We start from the raw sequence: 24,401 nt of genomic DNA on the forward strand, positions 1-24,401 counted from the left end.
TGTAGCTGGGCGCTACTCGACGACGGTGAAGCTCCCGATGTGGGTCTCCCGCGAGGTCAGCGATTCGCAGCGGCGGTCGAGATTGCCGTAGGCGGTAGCGTGCGCGGCGCGGAATGCGTCGTACTGGTCCCGCGAGACCCAGTGATCGAGCACAACGTACCGGTCCTTTTCTTCGCGATCGCGCAGAAGGTCACTGCGGACGTATCCCGCGCCCTGCCGGAAGAGCCGGACCCAGTCGCCTTCGGGGCCGTACACGCGCTCGAACTCCACCTCCGCACCGGGACGGACATGGAATTCCCACATGACGACGTAGCTCATCGCGCCGCCACGGCCGCCGCCTCGACCGGCTCCAGGTGGGCCGTGAAATGGCGCAGGAAGGGCGCTTCGAACCTCAGCCTCAGCCCGCGGATCTGCTCGCGACGCCGCCACACTTCGAGGATTACCTCCACCACGTAGTCGATGTGGCTCTGGGTATAGACGCGGCGGGGGATGGCGAGTCGCACCAGATCCATTTTGGCGGCGGCGCCGAACATGAGCGTGCCGATCTCGACCGAGCGGATACCGCCTTCCAGATAGAGTTCTGCAGCGAGCGCGACCCCGGGAAATTGCTCCTGGGGGATGTGGGGCAGGAAGGCGCGGGCGTCGATGTACACCGCGTGGCCGCCGGGCGGCTGCACGATGGGCACGCCCTGCTCGGCGATGTGGTTGCCGAGGTAGGCGGTCGAAGCGATGCGGTAGTGCAAGTAATCCTCGTGCAGCGCCTCCTGCAAGCCGACGGCGATGGCCTCCAGGTCGCGTCCGGCGAGCCCGCCGTAGGTCGGGTAGCCCTCGGTGAGGATGAGCAGGTCCTTCTCCTGCTGCGCCAGCTTGTCGTCGTTGGTGCAAAGGAAGCCGCCGATGTTGGCCATGCCGTCCTTCTTCGCCGACATAGTGCAGCCGTCGCCCAAGGCGAACATCTGCTGCGCGATCTGCTTGGGAGACTTGTCTTCATAGCCATGCTCCCGCAGCTTGATGAAGTACGCATTCTCGGCAAAGCGGCAGGCGTCGAAATAAAGGGGGATGTGGTGCTTGCGGCAAATGGCACTGACGGTGCGCGCGTTCTCCATGGAAACCGGCTGGCCGCCGCCGGAATTGTTGGTCACCGTGAGCATGACCAGGGGGATGCGCTCACGGCCGACACGCTGGATCAGCGCCTCCAGCTCGCCTGCATCCATGTTGCCCTTGAAGGGGTGCCGGGTCGCAGGCTGCTTCCCTTCCGCGATGGGCAGGTCCACGGCCTCCGCACCTACGAACTCGATGTTGGCGCGCGTGGTATCGAAGTGCGTGTTGTTGGGCACCACGTCCCCCTTGCGGCACATCACGCTGAACAGGATGCGCTCCGCGGCGCGGCCCTGGTGTGTGGGGATCACGTGCCGGTAGCCGAAGATCTTCTGCACGGACGAGCGGAAGCAGTCGAAGCTTCTGCTCCCGGCGTAGCTCTCGTCGCCCCGCATGATGGCGGACCACTGATGAGTGGACATAGCTCCGGTGCCGGAGTCGGTCAGCAGGTCGATGAGCACGTCGTCGGCGGGCAGCAGGAACAGGTTGTAATGTGCCGTGCGCAGGAACTGTTCGCGTTCCGCGCGCGTGGTCCAGCGGATGGGCTCCACGCTCTTGATGCGGAACGGTTCGATGACAGTATGGATGGGCATTCATTCGCCTCGGATGCAGGCCTTCTCCACACCGAATTCTAGTGCGTGACGAGGGCCTTGGCTGTGATGTTTGAACATTGCAGGGGCGCATTTACACTAGGCGCGCATGCCCCAAGACTCCAGCGGCAGCGATCTGCTGCACCCGGCGCAGCGCCGGCTGAAAGACCGAGTCCGGGCCTTCGCCTGGCGCCATCCGCTGCTGTGGCTGGCGTACAACCTGCGTCACGTGGTCAAGGGCCACCAGATGCTCTTCCTCGACTACCGGGTCGAACCGCAAAGCCGCCATGGCTACGACCGTCCGCCGCACCCTCGCCTGCAGGCGCTGCTGGAGCAAGGACGCGATGGGTACCGCGAGCTCTTGAGTGGCTTCCTCTCGTTCCGGGACCACCTGGCGCGCATTCCCGTGGAAGGACGTGACGAGCGCTCGCCCTACTGGGACAACGGCTGGATGCCGCCGCTCGATGCTGCCGCGCTGTACTGCATAGTGGCGCAACGCAAACCGCGACTGTACCTCGAAGTGGGGTCCGGACATTCCACCAAGTTCGCGCGACGTGCCATTGACGATCACGCGCTACCCACAAAAATCGTCTCCCTGGATCCTCATCCGCGGGCGGAGATCGATGCCCTCTGCCACCGGCTGGTGCGGCAGCCTCTGCAACAGGCTGACCTCAGTCTCTTCCACGAGCTGCAAGCGGGCGATGTGCTCTTCCTCGACTGCTCCCACGTCTTGCTGACCAATTCGGACGTGAGCGTGGCCTTCCTGGAAATCCTGCCTGCGCTGCCGGCCGGAGTGCTGGTGCAGGTGCACGACGTTTTCCTGCCTGACGACTACCCTCCGGCCTGGCTACACCATTATTGGAACGAGCAATACCTGCTCGCGTTTGCGCTGCTGGAGGACGCCAGCCGTCTGCAAGTTGTGTTGCCAAATGCCTTCGTCTCCGGCGATCCAGAGCTGTCGGGTGTGCTGCATCCGCTATGGCAGGCCCTGGGGCTCTCCACCAGTGCCGATAAAGGGGTCTCCATGTGGCTCGCCACGCGATAGCCCTCGGGTCCTGCCCCAGCCACGCGGCATTACGTTCGTAAGTTGAACAAGGACATGTCCCAAGGTAACGTGGGAGCTGAAGGATGTCCCCAATGATCAGCATGAATGCATCACCGGGAAGCGCCCCGGGCGGCGGGCGGGATATGCGTCGCAGCCCGCGCTATACCGTGGACGTGCGGCTCCGCCTGATCGTGCATAAGAGCGGCAAGAACACCATCGTCCACGGGCGTGGCAACGACATCAGCGAGAGTGGTATGGCCCTGTTCGTGGCCCATGATCTCGAGGTCGGGGACCGGCTCGAAGTGGAATTCACGCTGCCCTATTCCCGGCAGCCCTTGCGGGCCGGCGCGACCATCCGCAACCGGAATGGCTACCGTTACGGCGTCGAGTTCCTGACCCTGAGCATCCCGCAGCGCGAAGAGATCCTGCGACTGTGCAAGGCCCTGACCCTGCTGCAGTAGCTCTTGCAGGCCGCCATCACGCGACGTCGTAGCAATTCACACTGGGAAGGCCCCATCCGACTCCTTATCAATCCCTTCGGAACACACACCCAAAGGTAGGCCGTTTGACTTGTCCTGACCCCCGCCCTAGCATTCCAGTAAGGGTGAGGGGAAGGGAGCTTCCCCGATGGCCGGTCAAGCGCTGCGCCCGGCTAGCCTGGTGGGCCAGAGACTGGGGCATTACTGCATCCTGGAGCGCATCGGCGCCGGCGGGATGGGCGAAGTCTATCGTGCCCGCGACGAGCATCTGGACCGCGAGGTGGCCATCAAGGTCCTGTCGGCTGGAACACTGGCCGACGACAACGCCCGCCGCCAGTTCCGCAACGAAGCCCTTGCCTGCTCCAAGCTCACCCACCCCAATATCGCCACTGTCTACGATTTCGATACCCAGGAAGGCGCTGACTTCCTGGTCGCGGAGTATGTCCCCGGACAGACGCTGGACGAAAAGTTGGCTTCCGGACCGCTGCCGGAGAGCGAAGTGCTCCGCCTGGGCAGGGAGTTGGCCGAAGGGCTCGCCGCCGCTCACGCCCAGGGCATCGTGCACCGCGACCTGAAGCCCGGCAACCTGCGCGTCACTTCCGATGGCCGGCTCAAAGTCCTCGATTTCGGCCTAGCCAGGTCGCTGGCCATGGCGGGGGCGGACACGCCGACGGAAAGTTCGAGCAGGAACAACGTCGGAGTCGCTGGCACACTGGCCTACATGGCGCCCGAGCAACTGCGCGGCGAAGCGCTCGACTCGCGCAGTGATATCTACTCCGTGGGCGTGGTGCTCTACGAGATGGCGACCGGGCGGCATCCCTTTCCCGAGGCGGTGGTCCCGGCGCTGATCGATTCCGTCCTGCACAAGTCGCCGGCTCCGCCGCGATGGTGCCAGCCCGAGCTGTCGCCGCGCCTGGAGCAGATCATCCTCAAGTGCCTGGAGAAGGACCCCGGGGTGCGCTACCAGTCGTGCGTGGAGTTGATCGCCGACTTCCGGCGCGCCGGCATGCCCGAGACTTCCCGCGACAACTCCATCGCGGTGCTCTACTTCGAGAACCTGGGCGGGCAGGAAGAACACGAGTACTTCCGCGACGGCATCACTGAGGACATCACCACCGAGCTGTCGAAGATCCGCGGCCTGCGCGTTTTCTCGCGCTCCGCGGTGCTCGCCTTCCGGGACAAACCGGTGACGCCGGCGCATGTCGGCCGCCAGTTGCATGCCGCGTACGTGCTGGAAGGCAGCGTGCGGCGCGAAGGCGTCCGCCTGCGCCTCAACGCCAAGCTGGTGGAGACGAGCACCGGGCATGCGGTCTGGGCGGAGCGATACGACCGCCAGATGGAAGACGTCTTCGCTATCCAGGACGAGATCGCGCATTGCATCGCGGGGGCACTGCGGCTGGTGCTGACCGAGACCGAGAAGCGCGCCATCGCCAAACCGCCCACGGCCGACGTGCAGGCCTATGACTTCTACCTGCGGGGGCGGCAGTTCTTTCACCAGTTCCGGCGCAAAGGGTTCGACTTCGCGCGCGAGATGTTCGCCCGCGCCATCGAGCTCGATCCAACCTATGCCCGCGCCTACGCCGGCATCGCCGACTGCTGCGCCTTCCTGCATATGTACTGGGACTCGACCGAGAAGAACCTGCAACAGGCCGACGCCGCCAGCCAGAAAGCGCTGGAGCTGGATCCGGACCTCGCCGAGGCGCACGCGTCGCGCGGCCTGACAGCCTCGTTGAAAAAGCAGTACGACGAGGCGCAGAAGGAGTTCGAGACCGCCATCCGCCTGAACCCGCACCTGTTCGAGCCCTACTATTTCCAGGCGCGCAATTACTACGCGCAGGGGCAGCTCGAAAAAGCGGTCCAGTGGTTCGGACAGGCCAACCGCGTCGTGCCAGAGGACTACCAGGCGCAAATGCTGATGGCGAGCGCACTGCATGGCCTGGGTCGGCAAGACCAGGCGCGCGCCGCCTACGAGCGTGGCCTGCTCGCCGCCGAGAAGCACCTCAGCCTGCATCCCGGCGACTCGCGCGCCTTCTACTTCGGCGCCAACGCGCTCTCCCAGCTCAACCAGAGAGAACGTTCGATCGAGTGGCTGGAGCGCGCGCTCACGGTCGAGCCCGAAGAGCCGCAGGTCCTCTACAACGTGGCCTGCGTGTACGCGCTGCTGGACGAGGCGGACAAAGCAATCGACTGCCTGGAGAAATCCATCACGCACGGCTGGGGCCAGCGCGAATGGATGGAACACGATCCCGACCTCGCTCCCATCCGCGGCCATCCGCGCTTCCTGGCATTGCTCAAGCGCGCGTGATCGCCGGCGAGTTGCCTGCGCGGACGGTCGCGTCGTATGTTGGCGTGCCCGCCGATGAGCACTCGTGCGCCGCGTACATCCCGTCTAAACGCGATCCTGGGCAGCCTCTGCCCGCGCTGCCGCCTGGGACCGATCTTCCAAGGCTCGATGCTGTGGTTCACCCCGATGCACGAGCGCTGCCCGGTCTGTGGCCTGAAGTACGAGCGCGAGCAGGGCTACTTTCTGGGTGCCATGTACATGAGCTACGCGATGGCCGTACCGCTGCTGGCGGCCTTCCTGGCGCTCTTCTGGTGGCTCACCGACTGGGGCTGGAACGCGATCCTGCTGAGCTCGGCGCTGGCGCTGGTCCCGTTCGCTCCCGTCCTGACGCTCTTCGCTCGCGTGCTCTGGATCCATCTCGATCGCGGGGTCGACCCGGGAGAATAACGGCGCGATAGGAACGCACGGACGCGGCCTTTTCGACTAGACTCTTAAGATTCCGATCGTGGATCCGCACGATTATTGTCCATACGGGAAAATGCGCACTTGGCTCATACAAATCTGTCTGGCAGTGTCCGTGCTGTCCGCGAGTTCCTTCGCCGGCGAGATCACGGTAGCAGCGGCGGCGGACCTGCAATACGCTCTCAAGGAAGTCGCCGCCCGCTTTGAGAAAGAGAGCGGCAACACGGTAAAGCTTACGTTCGGATCGTCCGGGAACTTTTATTCGCAGATCGCCAACGGCGCGCCCTTCGATGTCTTCCTGTCGGCCGACAGCGAGTATCCGAAGAAACTGATCGAGGCGGGCGCCGCCGATCGGAATTCCCTCTTCGTTTACGGGGTCGGCCGGATCGTGCTGTGGGTGCCGGGCGCGTCGAAGCTTGACCTCAACAAGGGGCTCAAGGTCCTGCTCGATCCCGCGGTGCGGAAGGTGGCGCTGGCGAACCCGCAGCACGCACCCTACGGTCGCGCTGCGGTCGCGGCCCTGCGTCACGAGGGCCTCTACGACCAGGTCAGCGGAAAATTTGTGTTCGGCGAGAACATTTCCCAGACCATGCATTTCATCGAATCCGGCAATGTGGACGCCGGGTTCGTGGCCTTGTCGCTGGCCACGGCGCCACCGACCCAGGGCCGAGGCCGGTACTGGGTCGTGCCCCAGGATTTTTATCCGACGATCGAGCAGGCGGCGGTGGTGATCTCACACTCTCCGAAAAAGAAGACCGCGTCCGCTTTCCTCGACTTCCTGCGCAAGCCGGAGATCGTGGAATTGATGGGACGCTACGGTTTCGAGCGCCCCGGGAGCAAGAGATGAACTGGCAGGCGATCATACTGACGGTGGAGCTTGCACTGCTGGTATCGCTGGTGCTGTTGGCCATCGGACTGCCCATCGCCTACTGGATCACGTTCTCGCGCTGGCGCTGGAAATTCCTGGTGGAGGCGGTAGTGGCAATGCCGCTGGTCCTGCCGCCCACGGTGCTTGGTTTCTACGTGCTGGTCGCCATCGGGCGAGGCAGCCCGGTCGGGCGGCTGTATCACGACTGGTCCGGACGCACCCTGGCCTTCAGCTTCGAGGGCCTGCTGATCGGTTCCGTGCTCTACAGCCTTCCCTTCGCGGTGCAGCCATTCGCCTCCGGATTCGCCGCCGTGGACCGGCGGCTGATTGAAGCCTCATGGACTCTGGGAGCATCGCGGGTGAAGACTTTCTTTCGCGTGATCGTGCCTCTTTCGCTGGCCAGCGTGATCACCGGAGTAGTTCTGAGTTTTGCCCACACTATGGGAGAATTCGGGGTGGTCCTGATGGTGGGTGGGGACATCCCGGGTGTGACCAGGACGGTCTCGATCGATATTTATGACCAAGTACAGGCGCTGAACTACCCGTCGGCGAATCGCACCGCGCTGGCGCTTCTGGTGTTCTCGTTCGCTGTCTTATCGGTGGTGTACGGGTTGAACCGCAAAGGTGTCTCGCTGTGGATGAAGGCGCGCGCCCCGAAGGACCTGCTGACTCCATGATCGACCGCAACGGAGCTGCGCTTTCCATCCAGGTCAGCAAACGGCTGGCGTCCAACGGACGGCACCGTTTCTCGCTGAACGTGGACGTGTCCCTGCCGGCAGGCATCACCATCCTGTTCGGGCCTTCGGGCTCGGGCAAGACCACGGTGCTGCAGTGCATTGCGGGACTGACCACGCCGGACGCGGGGCGCATCGCCGCCGGCGACACGGTGCTCTTCGACTCGCACGAGGGGATCGACGTCGACGTGTCGCAGCGCTCCATCGGATACGTCTTCCAGGAGCTGGCCCTGTTCCCTCACCTGACGGTCGAACAGAATGTGCAGTACGGGCTGGGTAAGCTGGACGCGCAGGCCAAGCGCGAGCGCACGCTGGCCATTCTGGATTCGTTCCATGTGGCCCACCTGCTGCACGCCTATCCGCGCGACATCTCGGGTGGCGAACGCCAGAGGGTGGCGCTGGCGCGATCGCTGGTGACCATGCCGCGGGTGCTGCTGCTCGATGAACCCCTCTCCGGCCTCGACGTCACCACCAAGAACCGCATCATCGAGGACCTGCGCGCCTGGAACGAGGCCCGGCGCATCCCCATTCTCTACGTCACCCACAGCCGGCGCGAGGTGTTCGCGCTGGGCGAGCGCGTCGTGTGCCTGGAAAACGGCGAGATCCTCGCCCAGGGCGCCCCGCACGAAGTCTTGAACCAGCCACAGCACGAGACCATCGCTCAACTGGCCGGGTTCGAGAACGTTTTTGACGCCACTGTGCTCGCCCTGCACGAGACCCAGGGCACCATGACCTGCCGCCTCGAAGACAGCCAGGTGGAAGTGGAGATCCCGCTGGCCCGTGTGGAAGCCGGCGCGCGCGTGCGGCTCGCCGTTCGGGCGGGGGACATCCTCCTGGCGACCCAGCCGCCGCTTTTTCTGAGCGCTCGCAATGTGGTCCCGGGCAAGCTGGCGAGATTGGAGCGCGCCGAAGGGCTCGTAGTGACCGCGGTGGATTGCAGTGGCGTGAAGATCACCGTCAACGTCACCCCTGGCGCCTGCGAGACGCTAAAGCTCGAGCCGGGCAAAGAGATCTGGCTGGTCATCAAGACGCACTCCTGCCACCTGGTAGAAAGCCGCGCGAACGCCGGAGTCCAGAAGGGCGCCGGAAACAAACGCTGGATCGATGGCGCTCACGCCGCCAAGGCAGAACGAGGTGATCCGCGGCCCGTCGCCGCGGCCGCGCGCAGCTTCCCACGATTGAAGGTCCTGTACTTGCTCGGCGTCACTGCGCTGGCGTTTGCCGTACCTGCCTGGAGCGTGACGCGGGCGCACCGCTGGCAATTCCTGCCCGCGCTGCTGGCGTTGCAAGTGCTCCTGCTGCTGCAAGCACGGGTTTCGGCGGGCGAGATCGCGCGCGGCGCGACGCGGCTGAAGTGGCTCTTCCTCTTCCTGCTTCTGATGTACACCTTCCTGCCGTCAGATTCCGGCGGGAACGACGAGATCATCCGCTGGCATGCGGTCGAGGGCTGGAGGGCGATCCCCGTCAATCTCACCGGCCTGGCCACGTCAGCCATGATGTGCCTGCAGCTAATGACCGTCATCCTGGTCTCCGCAGTGGTGCGCCTGACCGGCGCGGGCACCGACCTGATCGACGGCCTTCGCGGATTCGGCCTGCCCAAGCTCTTTGTGTACTCGGTGGACTACACGCTGGCCATGCTGGGCGGGATCCGCCGTAAGGGGATGGGCGGTGGGATGGGTGGCGGCCGGGGCCGCCGCGCCCAGGCCGTCCAGGATGCGCCCGGGCCTGGCCTCATCAAGGTGCTGAAAAGTCTGCTACGCGGCGACGTGGGTGTCTTTACGGCCGCCGTGCACGACAGCCTGCAGCGCGCTCAGGACCACGTGCAGCAGGCGCCCGGGGGCAAGCTGGAATCCGATCTCGCGCACGACGTGGCCGTCATTACCGGCATTTCGTTCATGATGATGTCCCTCAAGATCCTGAAGATCCTGCCGGGCATCCCGTTCTTCTCCGGGTTCAAGACTCTGCTGTTGTACCCGCTTTATTTTCTGGCAGCCGATCTGACGCGCTCGCGCTGGGGCGGGACGGTGTGCGGCACCATCATGGGCGTGATCGGCTTCCTGCAGGGCGACGGGCGCTACGGCGCCTTCGAGATCCTGAAACACACAGCGCCGGGGATCGTGATCGACCTTTCCTGGCCGTTGGTGCGGCGGCTGCCGCGGTCCATGCTGGTATTTTGCGCCGTGGGATTCATAGCGGCCATCGCCCGCACCAGCACGGAGTTCGCTACCGTCCTGCTGCTGCGTCCGCGCGACGAAGTCCTGCTGTTCCCTTTCTTCAAGTTGATCCCCAACTTGATCGCCGGGACCCTGAGCGGCATGGTGACCTACTTCGTGCTGCCCGCATTCCATGCCACGCGTGCGGCGCGGCAGGAGGCGGATGCGGCGGCAGAACCCGCGGCCGCACAGCCGGGACCGGCGCCGGGCATGGCGATGATCGCCGAAGCGCCTGCCGGCGAATCGAGCGTTGCCCCGACGGCGACTTTCGGCAGCAGCATGGGAGCGGGTGGGGGCGGAGGCCGGGGTAGCGGCGGCGGACGGGGCGGCGGGGGTGGCGGCGGCTCGGGTACAGGCCGTGCGCAGGGCGACTAGCGCCGTTGTTCGTGCGGGGATTTTGGTTGACGCTACTCCGCACGGTCACCTACATTCACGTACAATCCTGTAGTTGCCCTGCCTGCTTTCCCTGAATCCAGTAGGCACCTGCGCGGAGATCGAGTCTCTGGATAGGTATGGATAGTGATCGGATCCAGTGGTCTGTTCGGGGTGGGGCGGATTGAAAGAAGAAGGAGCCAAATGGCGAGTCCTGCAATGAATCGTCCGAAGCGCACGCACATCCCCAGCCGGTTGATGCGGGAGTCGCTGCTGGACAAGCACGTGGTGGCCTCCACCAAAACGGAAGCCGAGATCTCCATCCTGCCCGACGTCAACATCGTGGTGCTGGGCGGGCGCAGCGTCCTCGACAAGGGCAAGGCAGCACTGTTCCCCATCCTGCGGGAGATCGTCCGCTGCCGCAAGAAGTACAAGATCATCATCGGGGTGGGCGGTGGCGCGCGGGTACGTCACACGTTTCACATTTGCCGCGACCTTGGTATCCCGCTGGGCGGAATGGCCATGGTTGCAGGGGCGGTGGACGAGCAGAACACCCGCCTGGTGCAATCGCTGCTGGCCAAGGACAAAGGCATCACCCTGAACAAGGACCACTTCCTCGACCTGCCGCTGTGGCTCGAGGCGGGCATGATCCCCATCATGACGGGCATGCCTCCCTATCACTACTGGGAGCCGCCTACCGCGGGCGACGTGCCCTCGCACGGCGAAGACCTGGGGATGTTCATGGTCAGCGAGGTGCTCGGCGGGCGATCCATGATCTTCGTCAAAGACGAGGACGGGCTCTATACCGCCGACCCCAAAAAGGACCCGAAGGCGGAGTTCATCTCGTGTGTCGAAGCCGGCGAACTGTTGCAGATGAACCTGCCAGAGCTGATCATCGAGCGCATGGTGATCGAGACCATGCTCAACGCCCGGCACACGCGCCAGGTGCAGATCATCAACGTGGCAAAGCCGCAGATGCTGCGGCGCGCGCTCGCCGGCGAGCCCGTCGGAACGGTCATCTATGCCGGCAAGGAGAACCATCCTGCGAAGGGACTCTGGAAGCGGAAGGTAGCTAGCATTCGCCGGGGGAGGAAAAATCGCAATGGGCGGTAATGGAAAAGCGACGCTGGCTCCCGGAGCGAAGTCAGCCGCGCCCGATATCACGCCCGCGGAGATGTCGAAGAAGTACGGCGAGTCGATCCGCGTGCTCCCCGATGTGAACGTGGTCAAGATCGGCGGGCAGAGCATCATGGACCGGGGCCGGGCGGCGGTATTTCCCCTGATCGAAGAGATCGCGGAAGCGGCCAAGAGGTTCAACATCCTGATCGGGGCCGGCGGCGGTACGCGCGCCCGTCACGCTTACAGCGTGGCCCTGGACCTGGACCTGCCGACCGGCGTGCTGGCCTCCATCGGCTGCGCTACCAGCCGGCAGAACGCGCGCATCCTTCAGATGCTGCTGGCCAAGCACGGCGGCGTGTACCTGAATCCGGAGGATTTCGAAAAGCTTCCCCTGTACTTCCGCGTGGGCTGCATCCCCATCATGGTCGGAATGCCGCCGTACGAATACTGGGAAAAACCGACGCAGAGCGGGCGTATCCCGGCCAACCGCACCGACTCCGGCGTCTACCTGACGGGCGAATTCCTGGGCGCGCGCTCGGTCATCTTCGTGAAGGACGAAAAGGGCCTCTACACCCACGATCCCAAGAAGGACCCGCACGCGAAATTCATCCCGCGCATCAGCGCGCAGGAGCTCCTGGAGATGGACCTCCAGGACCTGGTGGTCGAGCGCGTGGTGCTGGAGAACATGCTGCACGCCGTGCACATGCGCGAGATCCAGGTGATCAACGGCCTGGTGGCCGGCAATCTGACCCGCGCCCTGGAAGGCGAGCACGTCGGCACCATCATCTACGTGGACTAGGCTGTCCCCGGGTCGAAGCCGGCCCGCGGTCCCGCGGGCCGTTCTCTTGGGCAAAGCAAAACGGCACCGCATGCACGCGGTGCCGTCGGCTCGATTCCTGCCGCCTGGATCAGCGGCCCAGCACGATCTGCGTCGGCGGACTCGTGCTACTGGTGAACGGCGACCCGGTGATCTGCGCCAGCGTCCCGTTCTGGGTGATGGTCACCCCGGTGATCCCGTTCCCGAAATCCGCGACGTACCCGAAACGGTTTCCGAAGTCCACCGCCATGTAGTGCGTCCAACTGGCATTGGCGAACGTGAACGGAGAGCTGGTGACCGGCTTCAGCTCGCCCGTGGAGGTGTTGAAGGTGTACACCGAGATGTTGGCGGAGTCGAGGTTGTTCACCGCGACGAACGACTGCCCTCCATTGACCGCTTCGACCACGTGGAACGGCCCGCTGCCGGCGTCGAACGGCGAGTTAGCCACCTCCGCCAGCGCACCCGTGCTCTGATCGATGGTGAAGACGGACACGTTATCTTCGCACGGGTTGGCGATCAGCAGGAAATGCCCGGTGGCATCGACGGTCCCGGAGCGCAGGGCGCAATAACCGCCCGGCTCCCCCGGCACCGGCGTCAGGACCGGCGCACTGCTGTTGATCTTAAATCCCTGCACGGCCGCGCCTTCCCCGGTATCCACCCCCACATACAGGAACCTGCCCTGCGGGTCCATGATGATCTGGTAGGGGAACCCGTCCAGCTCGAAGCTCCCGATGGTCGCGAGCGCGCCCGTGCTCTGGTCCACCGACAACGCGTAGATCTCGTCGTTATTTCGGTTGGTCACGTAGAGAACCTTACCCGTGGGGTCCACCTTGGCCGAGTACGGCCGGTCGCCGCCCTCTCCCACCGTGAACGGCGAACCGCCGATCTCCGTCAGCGCTCCCGTGCTCTGATTGACGCTGTACACCGCCACCTTGCCCTGGTTCCCCAGCGGCACGTACACGAAGCGGCTGTTCGGGTCCACGTCGATGAACGACGTCCCTTCTTCATTTCCCCCGATGAATGCGGTGGTGAACGGCGACCCCGCTGCCGCCGTCAGCTTCCCCGTACTCTTTTCGACCGAGAACACGCTGATCGAGAAGCTGCAATCGCAGTCGTTCTCCGCGTTGACCACGAAGGCGAACCGAGCCTCCGCACCCTCCTCCACCGGGATCAGGAATCCCTCTTGCACGGCGGTGCAGCCGATGATCGTGGCAATGATCAACAGGCACGAGAAGGCCAGCAGTACCATCAATTTTTGCTTATTCATGTTCGATCCTTGGTGCGCACGCGGCCGCCGCGTTGCGCGATCTCGCTACCTCTTTCCGAAGTGGAACACCAGCCCCGCCGACAGGCGAAAGTTGTTCTGCGTCGCGTCCGCGTAACGCGTCCCCAGGTAATCGGCTTGCACGATGCGGACCGATATCCGGTCGGTCCACTTCACGTCGAGCCCGCCCCCCAGCGCGAACCCCAGCACCGTGTCGGAGAAGCCTCCGAACGAGGTGCCGTGGCTGCCCCCCACCAGCCCGTGCAGGTACGGCTTCAACTTCCCATGCCCCAGGTTGATCTGCGGCCCGAACAGAAAATTGTGCATGGTTTGATCGCAGCAGTAATGGCCGTCGAAGTCGGCCTTCAGCGCCAACCAGTTGTTCCAGTTGTAGGTCAGGGCGCCTTCCCAGCCGCTGGCGTCCCCCGCAGGCAGAGTGAAGCCCGGGTCGGACCGCACGTAGGAATACCCGCCGAAGATGTCCACTTTGGAGTCCTGGGCAAAACCCTGCATCGCGAACAGCACCACCAGGGGTGCGATCCATAACGCTTTTTTCATCTATAACCCCTTCTGAAGCTTCTCGCCGCCACAGATGTGGCGCCGGTAGATCTGTTCTCAGATAAAGAAAGAAGGTGTCTGGAGCCCCACAAAACGGCCCCCATGATGGCTGCCAAGGTTGCGGGGTGTCAATACAAAAATCATACAGCGCCGAAGATTTCATCGCATGATTCGGCACTCGTTCGACATGCCTGAGGAGGCGCAGGAAAAAGTATCGCGGGAAGGGATTTGGTAGCGCTACCGGGAATCGAACTTGAGCCGTCTTGCGGGCGTGAGCGAAGCGGGAGCCAGCAGGCGAAATCCTGAGCGCAGCGAAGGACCTCAATCGGCAAGAGCGATGGAAGGATTGGTAGCGCTACCGGGAATCGAACCCGGGTTTGAAGATTGAGAATTGCAGAGTCATTGCTGGGCTAAACTCGGCAACCTATACAGAAAACAAAGGCTTAGAGCCTATTTCAGCCCGCACGGAAGGTAGTCGGACCTGCGTTGATTCTGTTGGATTTTGGAAGCTGCAGGAGAAAGCGAGCGTCACAAAAGCGTCACAATCAGCGAGCGCTTAGTGCGCGCCAAAAACCAACCGTTCCGGCACATCTTGATTCAGAGAAGGCCAAGGAAAACCCTGTGACCTAGCGCTGGTGGGTCAGCTCGATGCCGGTGAAGGCAAGAACGGCGCATCAGTTGAGAGAATCACTCCGTCCAGGATCAAACAATTTGCGCAGCCCAAAACAGGGTTTCGATATTCCGAATCTCAGCGCTAGCGGGCGCAAGGCGGCCCGCGATGCCGCGCGGAGAGCGCTGGACAAAGTCATACCCACCCCCACGTTGCGACAGCCTACTCCAACCGCCTTCGGTGTGAAAGAGCGCGCTTGCGCCCGCCGACCCCTACCGCAACCCGCACTGCACCTTGTCGAGCAACGCAGGATTCGGAACGTCGTCGAGGCGGCCAGAGGAAGACTCATTACTGTTGTGATTGTGGCGGAAAAGGCAGGAGTTCAAACTGCACCGTTGCTGAAAATGGCGTGACAGACCGCGCAGAAGCAGCAAAAGCTCCGGCCGGAAGCTGCGGACTGTGACAGCTGCGCGGCCGGAGCGAAAGGACAAGGGACCGATTTGCTACGAGCTACTGGACTGAACCGACGATCCGCAGGACCATCTGCGTGCCGCTGTCCAGGTGTACGTCGCGGGTGCTGGAAGTGATCAGTGAACCCTGCGTCGGGTTGGCAGCGACCGAGGAAAGGTTCAACCCCCGCAAGCCGATCACGCCGTTGGCTGAAGACATGAGCTGGCCGGTGGCAGTGGTTGCACCGCCCACGTTGCTGCCCAACGATCCGGCGGCGTTCGTGGTCGCATTCAGCGCGCCGCCGGTCGTATTGCCGAGCCCTGCTGTGGTGTTCCCCACTGCGCCGGTGGTTGACCCCAGCGTCGAACCGACCGTCGAGCCGCCGCCGCCCAGCAGCCCGCCACCCGATCGGCCCCCGCCGGCCACCGCGCTGCCCGATGCCATGCCGCTCGTGGACTCCATCACGTCACTGCCGGGTCCGGCCGCCGTGAGGCTTTGCTGCGCCGCCCCCACTGCCTGGATCACAGCGTGCATCGGCACTTCCTTACCGTTCTTCAGGATGGCCTTATCGAACACGATGCCTAGCGCGGAATCCGCCTGGCCGCTTGCGCTGGCGTTGCCTTCCGCCGAAGACTTGTGGCCTTTCTCGCGCGGTTTGCATTCGGTCACGTGACCTACCAGGCGCGAACCCTTGGGAATCACAACCTGAGAAGAGCCCCCGGCGGAGGACTTCACATTCTGCGTGACCTTGGCGGTGACTTCATCGCCCGGCCTGTTTTTCTTTACGTCGACCGACTTGTTGAGCACCGCGTTGACGGTGCTGCCTCCGGCCAGATTGGCGCTGCCCGGACCCAGCGCTGCGGAAGCCGTGTTGATCGCGCTGCCGTTAGCACTGGCGTTGCTCCTTTCCTGGCCGTTGTGCGAGGTGGTAGCCGCCGCGCCGGTCCTGGTCGCGCTCTGCGAACTCGCCTGCGCACCTGATTTGTCGGCAGAAACCGATGTCTGGTTCGAGGCGGAGCCGGAAGCCTGCGCCCCCGCTTGGGTCTGGGCGATGGCGGTATTCACGACTGCGCCCGAGGCTAGTGCCACTACTACTACCCAATGTTTAATCATCTTTCCTCCTGCAGAATCCTCATTGAACGCCGCTCTGAACCATGCGGCTCGGTCGACCGGATATTCCGGTCTGCCCCACTCTGATGGCAAGTTTAGCTGGAACGCCTATTTACCTGTCAATAACCGATGACCGCAGGCGGGATTACGGAGGTGCTAGACCAGGGGGCCAGTGGGGGCACGCCCGTGAAATTCGGGGCGGCGCCCACGTCCGAAATACTCTCGAAATCAAAAAAAAACAGGGGTGAGGACAGGCACCCCTGTTCATGACCTGATAACCTGTGGCGATAAGTAGTCTCGACGGCTGAGAAATTTACCAGGATAGGCTTTCGCGAACCTCATCATGGCCCTGAAACCATCTCCAAACAAAGGCCCTAGCGCTCTCGGTCGCAAGCCGCGCGTCTTGAAGTAATCGGCCTACTCATAATGGGGATGATCCTTTCGTGACCGGCGTGCGGGAGGACAATAGACCTCCGGGTGCAGCTGCTTGTCGTAAAATCTCCCATCATTGATCTCCGACGCCCCGGATGTGCGCCGGAGATTCCGCAATGTTTCATTCACGTTCAGTTAGGACTCTGGCGGCAGGCGTGGCGGTTGCCGCCGCGTACTTCGTCGCCGGCAAGCTTGGACTGAGGATGGCGATCGTCAATCCCAGCGCAACGGTGGTGTGGCCGCCCGCCGGCATTGCGCTGGCGGCATTCCTGGTCCTTGGGTATCGCATCTGGCCCGCCATCCTGCTCGCTGCGTTCCTGGTGAACCTGACGACGGCCGGCAACGCAGCCACATCCCTGGGCATCGCGCTGGGCAACACGCTCGAAGGAGTCGTGGGCGCATTCCTGGTCAACCGCTTTGCTCAGGGTCGGGAGGTCTTCGATCGCGAAGAGAACATCGTTCGCTTCGCCATCCTCGCCGGCATGGGTAGCACCATGGTCAGCGCCACCATCGGCGTCACCTCCCTGGCGCTGGGCGGTTTCGCCGACTGGTCGAGGTTCGGATCCATCTGGTCGGAATGGTGGACAGGAGACATGACCGGAGTCCTAGTCGTGGCCCCAGTGCTCGTCCTCTGGAGCACGCGCCCCATGACACGCGGGCGGCCGCGTATCTCTGAGGCCACCGGCTTACTCCTGGGACTGCTTCTGATCGGCACCAGCGTCTTCGGAGGCCTCTTTCCGCCCTCTGCGACGGACTATCCATTATTCCTTTGCATCCCGTTCCTCCTATGGGCGTCGCTCCGATTCACGCAACGCCAGGCGGCGACGGCAACCTTGCTGTTGTCGGGGATCGCCGTCTGGGGCACGATGTACGGTCTTGGGCCGTTCGTCCGTCGATCGCCGCATGAGTCCCTCCTCTTGTTGCAGGCCTTCACCGGGTTTATGTCCGTCATGACGCTGGCTGTCGCGGCGCTGGTGAATCAACGCCGGCGGGTCGAGGAGGATCTGCGGCACATGGCGGTGAGCGATTCGTTGACCGGGTTGGCCAACCATCGTCGATTCATCCAAGTGCTGGAGGAGGAGCTGCAGCGCTCCCAGCGCACCAATCGGCCCTTCGCGGTCGTCCTGATCGACCTGGACGATCTGAAGGGGATCAACGATCGTCACGGCCATCTCGTGGGCAGCCGGGCCCTCTGCCGGCTCGCCGACATCCTCCGGGCCAGTTGTCGGTTCATCGACACCGCCGCTCGCTACGGCGGGGACGAGTTTGGCATGATCCTCGTGGAGACCGAGGGAGCCGCCGCCCGCGGGGTCGCGCAACGCGTCTGCGAGCAACTGGCCGCCGAGGTCGAGACACCGTCCCTCTCGGCGAGTGCGGGCGTCGCTGCACATCCGGAGGATGGCGAAAGCGTCGAAATGCTCCTCCGGGCAGCCGACAGCGGCTTGTACCAGGTGAAGGGCAGCAACCGGCATAGACGACCGTCCCTCCTTCCGATTCACGCTGTCCCCCGCCAGCGCAAGTGAGACCGTCTCTACCGACCCACTAGGGGCGCATGACCGGAGTTGAATCTGGCGTTACCCCTGCGTGCAGGCAGGTGCTCACTCAAGAGAGTTTTCGCGAAGTCTGACCCGAGAGTATCTGTAGCAGCAGCAACCAGCGCCGGAGGTTGCTGGTGACGAGGAAGTTTTCCTTCACGTGCTCGCGGCCGTTCTTCCCCAGCTGTCGGGCGACCTCGGGGTGGGTGAGGAGGTAACGGATCTGGTAGGCGCATCCTTCGACCGAATGGATCAGGACGCCGGTGAGGTTGTGGATCACCTGGTTGGGAATGCCGCCGACGGCGGCGGCGATGGTGGGTTTGCCCTTCCAGAGCGCCTCGGTCACGGTGAGACCGAAGCCCTCCCTCAGAGATTTCTGCACGATCAGGGTCGAGGCGCGCTGCAGGGCGTTGATCTCCAGGGCGCACCAGGGCGGCAAATCCAACACGATGATGTCGGGATCGCCGTTGGCTGCGACCGTGACCTCCTGGAGCACGGCGGCGCCTTCTGGATCGTCGGCGGCCCCGCCTCCCGCCAGCACCAGCTGAAAATCTACGTACTTCTTGGCTAGCTTGTAGGCCTGGACCACTCCCAGAGGGTCTTTGAGCCGGTCGAAGCGCGAGACCTGGGTCACGATGGGCCGGGAGTGGTCGATGCCGCACTCGTCACAGACCTGGCGGACGACGCTCTCGTCCAGCTCCTTGTTCTTTTCCGAAAGAGGATCGATGCAGGGATAAAAGAGGTACTGGGGGATCGCAAGCTGCCGGGCAAACGACTGCGAGGAAAAGATGGCGGCGTCGTATTGCTCGATCATCGGGCGGAGGAATCCCCACACCTCGGGATGAGGGTTGGAGAGGTCGATGTGGCAGCGCCAGATCCAGTGCGCGTGGGAACTGGGGCGGGCGCGGATGAGAGCTGCGGGCTGGGGATCGTGGATCACGACGAAGTCCTCCTCGAACTGCATGCGCTCGCGGTTCTGCTCGTTGCTCATGAGGAAGATCTCCCGGGCTTCCCGGGTGAGCTGGTATTCGCCTCCGTGCAGCGCGTTATGAAAGCCCTTGGTGATCTCGAAAAAGTCATTGCCGCCGGTGATGACCTCCCAGCGGGCGGCTACCTCCAGCTCCTTCAGCAGGGGAACCAGGTGATGCAGCATCTCGGCGACGCCTCCGCCGACGGCCGTGGAGTTCACCATCTTGACGGTCTTTCCGCGGAGATAGCCGGCGATCAAGCGCAGCTCGTCCAGGGCCGGCTTGCCCGTGACCGGCTCGTAGTCATCGAGCCGCGGCACGGGGGTCGGAAGCGGCGGGATGGGGGAGATGCGCGGCGTTTTGCGTCGCTCCCGCTGGGGGTGAGGAAACTCGACCGGCGCTGAGGGAGCGGCCGCGGTGCCAGGCTTGTCGTCACCGCGGGATGCGGAGGGACCCAGCGGCCGCGCCGCATCTCCCGGACTGTTGCGGTCAGCCGTCATCTCGGATGTCGCTCCCTGCTCATGCCAGCGCGCGCTCCACGATGTAGATGATCTGGCGGCGGACATCTTCCAGCGTGGCGGTGTAGATGTCGATGCGGTTGAGGCGGCGGGCGGCGTCGGGCAAGCCCAACTCGTCCTGCAGCCACAGCGAGAAGTCGTTGGAGCTGAGCTTGAGGCGCAGCCGCGCTTCGATGAAGTGATGATGGATGGAATGGACGCTGACGCGAGCCAGGGCGTCGGCAAATTCCGCCAGGTTGCGGGCGGCGAAGGGAGTCGGCAGCACGACGATCTCGGCGGCACAGAAGTAAAAGGGTTCCTCCACCGTTTCCTGGGAGGAGCGCGGATGGCGCCGCGTGAACTCCTCGACGATCTCGACGATGCGCGCACGCAGGTCTGCAAGAGAGGTGAACTCGCGCACATCCACTCCGGCTAGGCGTTCGGCGAGTGCGGGCTCATCGCAGGAGGCGAAAGCCCAGTGGGCGAAATCGTTGGAGAAACCCTTGGGGATAAAGTGGTGTTCTTCCAGCGTTCGAAAGGTGTGCTGAAAGATGGAGTCGTCGGGGCAGGAGCGCAGTGCCTGCAGCAGCTCAGAGAGATTCGATGCTTTTTGGCGTCCGATGCGAAGCAAGTGGGCGGAGGAATTGAAATAGAAAGGCTGGCGCGCCGCACCCGAGTGTCTGGTTGGCGAGGGGTTCAACATGAGATCGCGATCATCGGCCCATCCTGCGCGCCCGCAACCACTGCGACAGGAAGTCCAGGAGTTCTCCGGGGGGCTTGATCCAGAGGCTGGCTGCGGTGCACCTCCATTCCGGCCGCACCAGCACGGCAAGCCCGCGGGGCTGGAGGGCGGCGAACGCCTCCTCGTCGGTCTGGTCATCGCCCAGGTAGGCGATGGCGGCGTCTTCGCCCATCTCTGCCAGGATGGTCTGGACGGCATCCGTCTTGCTCTTGCCGGCGACGCGGAGTTCGAGGCCGCCATCGAAGTCCAGCAGCTCCATGTTGAAGCGGACGGAGATAGGCACCCATAGCAGCAAGACCTTGCTTCGCAGCTCGGCCGCCGTGGGCTCCGGGAGGCCGCGCCAATGCAGCGCGACGCTCCCAGGCTTAAGTTCGGCCAGTTGACGCAGCCCAAGCTGCTCCAGCCAGGCGGCGGCCCCGGTCAGGGCCTGCTGCGCTTCGGAGTTCACCACAGCCATCTCGCAGGTCCCGTCCGGCCGCAGGCGCTGCAGGCCGTGCGCGCCCCAGACCTCGGGATACGGATAGACGCCTAGCAGCCGAACCACCTCCCCCGCCGGGCGGCCGGTGACCATGACCACGCGGGTGGAGCCCTTGTTCATGATCTCCTCCAGCAGTCTGGGCACACCCGGGTAGGGGGTGGCACGATCACGCTCCACGCAAAAAGGCGCCAGTGTCCCGTCGTAATCGAGCAGAAGGGCAGCCGAGCGCGCGCTCGCCAGCTGCGCCAGGAACTGTTCTCGGTCCATGATCTCGGTGGTGACCTGCAAGTCTCGAATCCCTCCGCTTGTAGTGGCCGCCTGTGGTCAGGCCACGGATGCGCGTTCGCCGGCGGATGCCTCGAGGCCCTCCGGCATATCCAGGCGGACGCCACACAGGTCCGCCAGCAGGGTGCCGGCCCACCGGTAGACGTTCTGTTCCTTGACGATCTTGCGCATATGCCGCATGCGCGCCCTTCTGTCGGCCGAGTCCATCTCCAGCGCGGAGTGGATCGCCTGGGCCATCTGGTCGATGTCGTAGGGATTCACCAGGAGGGCGTCGCGCAACTCGTGGGCGGCGCCGGTGAAACAGCTCAGGATGAGCATGCCCTGCTCATCGTGGCGCTCGGCCAGAAATTCCTTGGCCACCAGATTCATGCCGTCGTGCAGTGAGGTGACCATGCACACGTCTGCGGCCCGATAGAACCGCTGCAGCTCCTGGTGACTGTGCTGGCGTTTGAGGAACACGATGGGCTTCCAGCTCTCCGTCTGAAAGCGCCAGCTGATGCGCTCGGCCTCGCGTTCCACCTCTGCGTAGAGGTCGTGGTAGCGCTTGATGTGGGTGCGGCTGGGCGCCCCGATCTGCACGAACGTGAACTTTCCCCGGTACTCGGGGAACTTCTCCAGGAAGCGTTCGACGGCGAGCAAGCGCTCCAGGATCCCCTTGGTGTAGTCCACGCGGTCCACGCCCAGGCCGAGGTAGAGCGCGTCCACGCCGAGCTCCTTGAGCAGCGAGTTGCGCTCCGAATAGGACACGTCCGGGACGGGGGCGCGGGGCTTGGGCTCCTGGAATTCCACGCTGATGGGAAACGGGCGGACGAGGGTCACGTGGCCCCGGCGCTTGACGGAAAAATGTTCCCAGTCGACGCGCGATTCCAGTGCCCGGTCCACCGTCTGCATGAAATGGTTGCAATGCGATTGGATGTGGAAGCCCACCAGGTCGGCGGCCAGCAGGCCGTCGAGCAGCTCGCGCTGTACGGGGCAGATGCCGAAGACCTCCGGGTTTGGCCAAGGGATGTGCCAAAAGATAGCCACACGCGCCTCGGGACGCTTTTCCTTCACATAGCGAGGGAGCAAGGCGAAGTGATAGTCCTGGGCCAGGAGCACAGGCGTTTCCGTGCCCGCCATTTCTTCCAGCACCGCATCGGCGAACCTGCGATTCACCTGCTGGTAGTGTTCCCAATCGGTGGTGCGGAAGATGGGGCGGGTATGTGCGATGTGGCAGAGCGGCCACAGTCCCTCGTTGGCGAATCCGTAGTAATAGCCCTCTTCCTCTTCCTTGCTCAGCCAGACGCGGCGCAGGGTGTAGCGCGGGTCGTCCGGGGGAACGCGCAGGCGGTCGTGCCTGTCGACCGTCTCCAGGTCGGCATCGCCGGAGCCATGGGCGAGCCAGGTGCCGTCGCAGGTGCGGAGCACGGGTTCGAGCGCCGTCACCAGCCCACTGGCAGGTACGATCATCTCCACCGACTTGCCCTTGCGCATGTGCATGTAGGGCTCGCGGTTGGAGACCACGAACAGGCGGCTGCCTCCCAGCTTGCTGCGTACGTGGACGGCGAGGCGTTCCGGGGTCCACAACGACTCTCCCGCGTCGCGAAGCCGGGCCTCGGTCTCTGCCGCCGACCGGGCCTGCTTCAGGCTCTCCGCAAAGGTGGCTACCTCGCTGGCCAGAGGGCGAAAAAAGTCCCAGTCGGGGAAATTCTGACGTGTCGAGGCCCGGTTGGTGCGCAGGGCCTTCATCCATTGCGCGACGCTGGCGATGGGTCCTGCGATGCTCCAGCGCACGATCAGCAGGGTGATGAGTGCGATGAACAGCGTCTGCACAAGAACATGCAGAAACGTGTTGCGCCAAAGCTCCTGCATCTGAGCATTGATGTACGCTGCGTCGTGCACGATCGCCAAGCCGCCGATCGCCGCCTCGTTGCGATGGAGAGGCAATGCGTAAATGTGCATCGGCATGTCATCGATGCGTAGAAACGTACCTTGTGCGCGGTTGGCGGCGATGGCGCCCCTGACCACTTCCGGCTCCGTGGCGATCTTCTGGGCAAGCCCTGGGGTCATTGCGAGCGGAACGCCCTCGGTGTCATAGACGGCGATCCCCGCCAGGCGTTCGCGGTTGCCGAAACGGGCGACGATCCGCTGCAACTCGGGGCGCGAGCCTTTCGCCATGAGAGGCTCGATGACTTCGAGCAGGCTGTCTCCCAGGACTTCGGCCCGCTTCTGCAACTCATTCCTCCGGTTCTGCTTTTCCGAACGAACCTCATAGAAAGCAAAAAATGTCGAGACGAGAGAAATCCCAAGGACCAGGGAAACAATCAGCCGCAGGCTCAGTCGCATGGTCGCTCCTCTCCTCTCATTGCCGGGTGATCAGGAACAACAGGGTCCGCAAGCAATCGATCCGTCGCGCTCATACCTCGGGGACAAAACGGAACGGGTTTCAGCACGGCTCTGGCTAGTCAATGGCCGAAACCCGCCCGTCCTCCGTGCAAGAGTTCACTAGCCCTTCAGATCGATGCTGATCGGCTGCGTGAGCTTGAACGTGAGGTGCTGTTCCGCCGGCAGTTTGATGTCATGCTTGCCGGTCAGGAAAGCGACCAGAGTCCCGGCGCCCGCGCCCACTGGGCCGCCGATCAGCGCTCCCTTGCCACCGCCGGCGATGGCTCCGATGACTGCTCCACCGGCTCCGCCGCCGCCGATCCACGCCAGGTTCCTCTTGTTGTGGTTTCTGCCTGAACGGACCGCATAGCTTGTCGCCACGGGATAGGACCTGCCGTCCATGTCCAGCTCCGTGAGCGCGAGCTTCAGCCGCGGCACTCCGCGCAGATGGCCGGCCGGCACCGCATCCACCACGCGCCCCTTCACAGGCGCGCCTTTCGGGATCACCGTCTCGTTATCGATGACGACGGGCTGAGCGACGGTGGCGTCGAAGGTTTCACCCGGCCGGGAGCGATCGCTCGAGAGCGCGCCAGTCAGGACGACATCGACCGCCGTGCCCTCGGGCACGGTGACCATGACCGGTTGACTAAGCTTTTCGCTTTGACGATTGGCCCACACGGCGCCGGTCGCGACCACGGCCAATAACAGGGCCGCTGCGGACATCAAGTAAGTGCGCTTGCCTATCTTCATATGGCACCTCCTAGCAAAAGCGTCTTGATGGTCTGCCTACTGACTCTGCACGTTATGCACGAACCGATGTTCCGCTGGAGGCAGACGGCTGCAGTCTAGGTGAGGCCGGCTGGGCGACACACTCCGGAACATGCTGTAAACTTCCGCGGGGGTTACTGTAGGGCGCTTGGCGTGTGGTAGATCCAGGGATGTCCTCTCGTACATCGCATCGTGGCCGTTCGACCATGCACTTGCGTTCTCGTCCAAAAGGTAAGAACTCTGCCCGGGATGGAGGAGT

At 63.8% G+C, this 24,401-nt stretch carries 20 protein-coding genes; 10 read left to right on the top strand and 10 right to left on the bottom strand.

What is annotated here, in order from left to right:
• Positions 1-12: 12 nt before the first annotated feature.
• Both LAN37_15675 and LAN37_15680 read right to left on the bottom strand, forming a co-directional pair.
• Entirely contained in the window at positions 13-318 is a 306-nt protein-coding gene (locus tag LAN37_15675) for an antibiotic biosynthesis monooxygenase (protein MBZ5648649.1), read from the bottom strand.
• Positions 315-1,691 carry a tryptophanase gene (locus LAN37_15680; GenBank protein ID MBZ5648650.1) on the bottom strand — a complete coding sequence of 459 codons (1,377 nt, stop codon included), beginning with the start codon at positions 1,689-1,691 and terminating at the stop codon, positions 315-317. The genes LAN37_15675 and LAN37_15680 overlap by 4 nt, the downstream gene beginning before the upstream one ends.
• Positions 1,692-1,935: 244 nt before the next feature.
• On the opposite strand from LAN37_15680, the gene LAN37_15685 reads away from it, so the two are divergent.
• From LAN37_15685 to LAN37_15725, 9 genes are all read left to right on the top strand, one after another.
• The gene (locus tag LAN37_15685) at positions 1,936-2,733 is read left to right on the top strand and encodes a class I SAM-dependent methyltransferase (protein ID MBZ5648651.1); all 798 of its coding nucleotides are present in this window, start codon (positions 1,936-1,938) and stop codon (positions 2,731-2,733) included.
• An 83-nt stretch (positions 2,734-2,816) separates the two neighbouring features.
• The gene (locus LAN37_15690) at positions 2,817-3,194 is read left to right on the top strand and encodes a PilZ domain-containing protein (GenBank protein ID MBZ5648652.1); all 378 of its coding nucleotides are present in this window, start codon (positions 2,817-2,819) and stop codon (positions 3,192-3,194) included.
• 166 nt (positions 3,195-3,360) lie between these two features.
• Positions 3,361-5,517, top strand: a complete 2,157-nt coding sequence (locus LAN37_15695; GenBank protein ID MBZ5648653.1) for a protein kinase — start codon at positions 3,361-3,363, stop codon at positions 5,515-5,517.
• Between the two features lie 54 nt (positions 5,518-5,571).
• Complete coding sequence (locus LAN37_15700; GenBank protein MBZ5648654.1) at positions 5,572-5,943, top strand: DUF983 domain-containing protein; 372 nt, start codon at positions 5,572-5,574, stop codon at positions 5,941-5,943.
• 91 nt (positions 5,944-6,034) lie between these two features.
• Positions 6,035-6,805, top strand: a complete 771-nt coding sequence (modA, locus tag LAN37_15705) for a molybdate ABC transporter substrate-binding protein (GenBank protein ID MBZ5648655.1) — start codon at positions 6,035-6,037, stop codon at positions 6,803-6,805.
• Complete coding sequence (gene modB / locus LAN37_15710) at positions 6,802-7,503, top strand: molybdate ABC transporter permease subunit (GenBank protein MBZ5648656.1); 702 nt, start codon at positions 6,802-6,804, stop codon at positions 7,501-7,503. Before modA ends, modB begins: the two co-directional genes overlap by 4 nt.
• Positions 7,500-10,148 carry a molybdenum ABC transporter ATP-binding protein gene (gene modC, locus LAN37_15715; GenBank protein MBZ5648657.1) on the top strand — a complete coding sequence of 883 codons (2,649 nt, stop codon included), beginning with the start codon at positions 7,500-7,502 and terminating at the stop codon, positions 10,146-10,148. Before modB ends, modC begins: the two co-directional genes overlap by 4 nt.
• Positions 10,149-10,349: 201 nt before the next feature.
• Positions 10,350-11,258, top strand: a complete 909-nt coding sequence (locus LAN37_15720) for a uridine kinase (GenBank protein ID MBZ5648658.1) — start codon at positions 10,350-10,352, stop codon at positions 11,256-11,258.
• Positions 11,248-12,063, top strand: a complete 816-nt coding sequence (locus tag LAN37_15725) for a uridine kinase (GenBank protein MBZ5648659.1) — start codon at positions 11,248-11,250, stop codon at positions 12,061-12,063. Before LAN37_15720 ends, LAN37_15725 begins: the two co-directional genes overlap by 11 nt.
• Positions 12,064-12,172: 109 nt before the next feature.
• On the opposite strand, the gene LAN37_15730 is transcribed toward LAN37_15725, so the two are convergent.
• The 3 genes from LAN37_15730 to LAN37_15740 all read right to left on the bottom strand — a co-directional run bounded on the left by LAN37_15730 (position 12,173) and on the right by LAN37_15740 (position 16,028).
• Entirely contained in the window at positions 12,173-13,348 is a 1,176-nt protein-coding gene (locus tag LAN37_15730; protein MBZ5648660.1) for a lactonase family protein, read from the bottom strand.
• 45 nt (positions 13,349-13,393) lie between these two features.
• Positions 13,394-13,903, bottom strand: a complete 510-nt coding sequence (locus LAN37_15735) for a porin family protein (protein ID MBZ5648661.1) — start codon at positions 13,901-13,903, stop codon at positions 13,394-13,396.
• Between the two features lie 1,120 nt (positions 13,904-15,023).
• Complete coding sequence (locus LAN37_15740; protein MBZ5648662.1) at positions 15,024-16,028, bottom strand: hypothetical protein; 1,005 nt, start codon at positions 16,026-16,028, stop codon at positions 15,024-15,026.
• 632 nt (positions 16,029-16,660) lie between these two features.
• Between LAN37_15740 and LAN37_15745 the strand changes: the two genes are divergently transcribed.
• Complete coding sequence (locus tag LAN37_15745) at positions 16,661-18,028, top strand: MASE1 domain-containing protein (GenBank protein MBZ5648663.1); 1,368 nt, start codon at positions 16,661-16,663, stop codon at positions 18,026-18,028.
• Positions 18,029-18,107: 79 nt separating this feature from the next.
• Here the strand turns inward: LAN37_15745 and LAN37_15750 are convergent, their stop codons facing one another.
• The 5 genes from LAN37_15750 to LAN37_15770 all read right to left on the bottom strand — a co-directional run bounded on the left by LAN37_15750 (position 18,108) and on the right by LAN37_15770 (position 24,124).
• The gene (locus LAN37_15750; protein ID MBZ5648664.1) at positions 18,108-19,508 is read right to left on the bottom strand and encodes a glycosyltransferase; all 1,401 of its coding nucleotides are present in this window, start codon (positions 19,506-19,508) and stop codon (positions 18,108-18,110) included.
• A gap of 19 nt (positions 19,509-19,527) precedes the next feature.
• The gene (locus LAN37_15755; protein ID MBZ5648665.1) at positions 19,528-20,208 is read right to left on the bottom strand and encodes a DUF5752 family protein; all 681 of its coding nucleotides are present in this window, start codon (positions 20,206-20,208) and stop codon (positions 19,528-19,530) included.
• Between the two features lie 10 nt (positions 20,209-20,218).
• Positions 20,219-21,013 carry a trehalose-phosphatase gene (otsB, locus tag LAN37_15760; GenBank protein ID MBZ5648666.1) on the bottom strand — a complete coding sequence of 265 codons (795 nt, stop codon included), beginning with the start codon at positions 21,011-21,013 and terminating at the stop codon, positions 20,219-20,221.
• A 36-nt stretch (positions 21,014-21,049) separates the two neighbouring features.
• The gene (locus LAN37_15765; GenBank protein ID MBZ5648667.1) at positions 21,050-23,335 is read right to left on the bottom strand and encodes a trehalose-6-phosphate synthase; all 2,286 of its coding nucleotides are present in this window, start codon (positions 23,333-23,335) and stop codon (positions 21,050-21,052) included.
• Positions 23,336-23,494: 159 nt separating this feature from the next.
• Entirely contained in the window at positions 23,495-24,124 is a 630-nt protein-coding gene (locus LAN37_15770; protein ID MBZ5648668.1) for a hypothetical protein, read from the bottom strand.
• Positions 24,125-24,401 lie beyond the last annotated feature (277 nt).

Source organism: Terriglobia bacterium (assembly GCA_020073495.1).
GTDB lineage: Bacteria > Acidobacteriota > Terriglobia > Terriglobales > Acidobacteriaceae > JAIQFD01.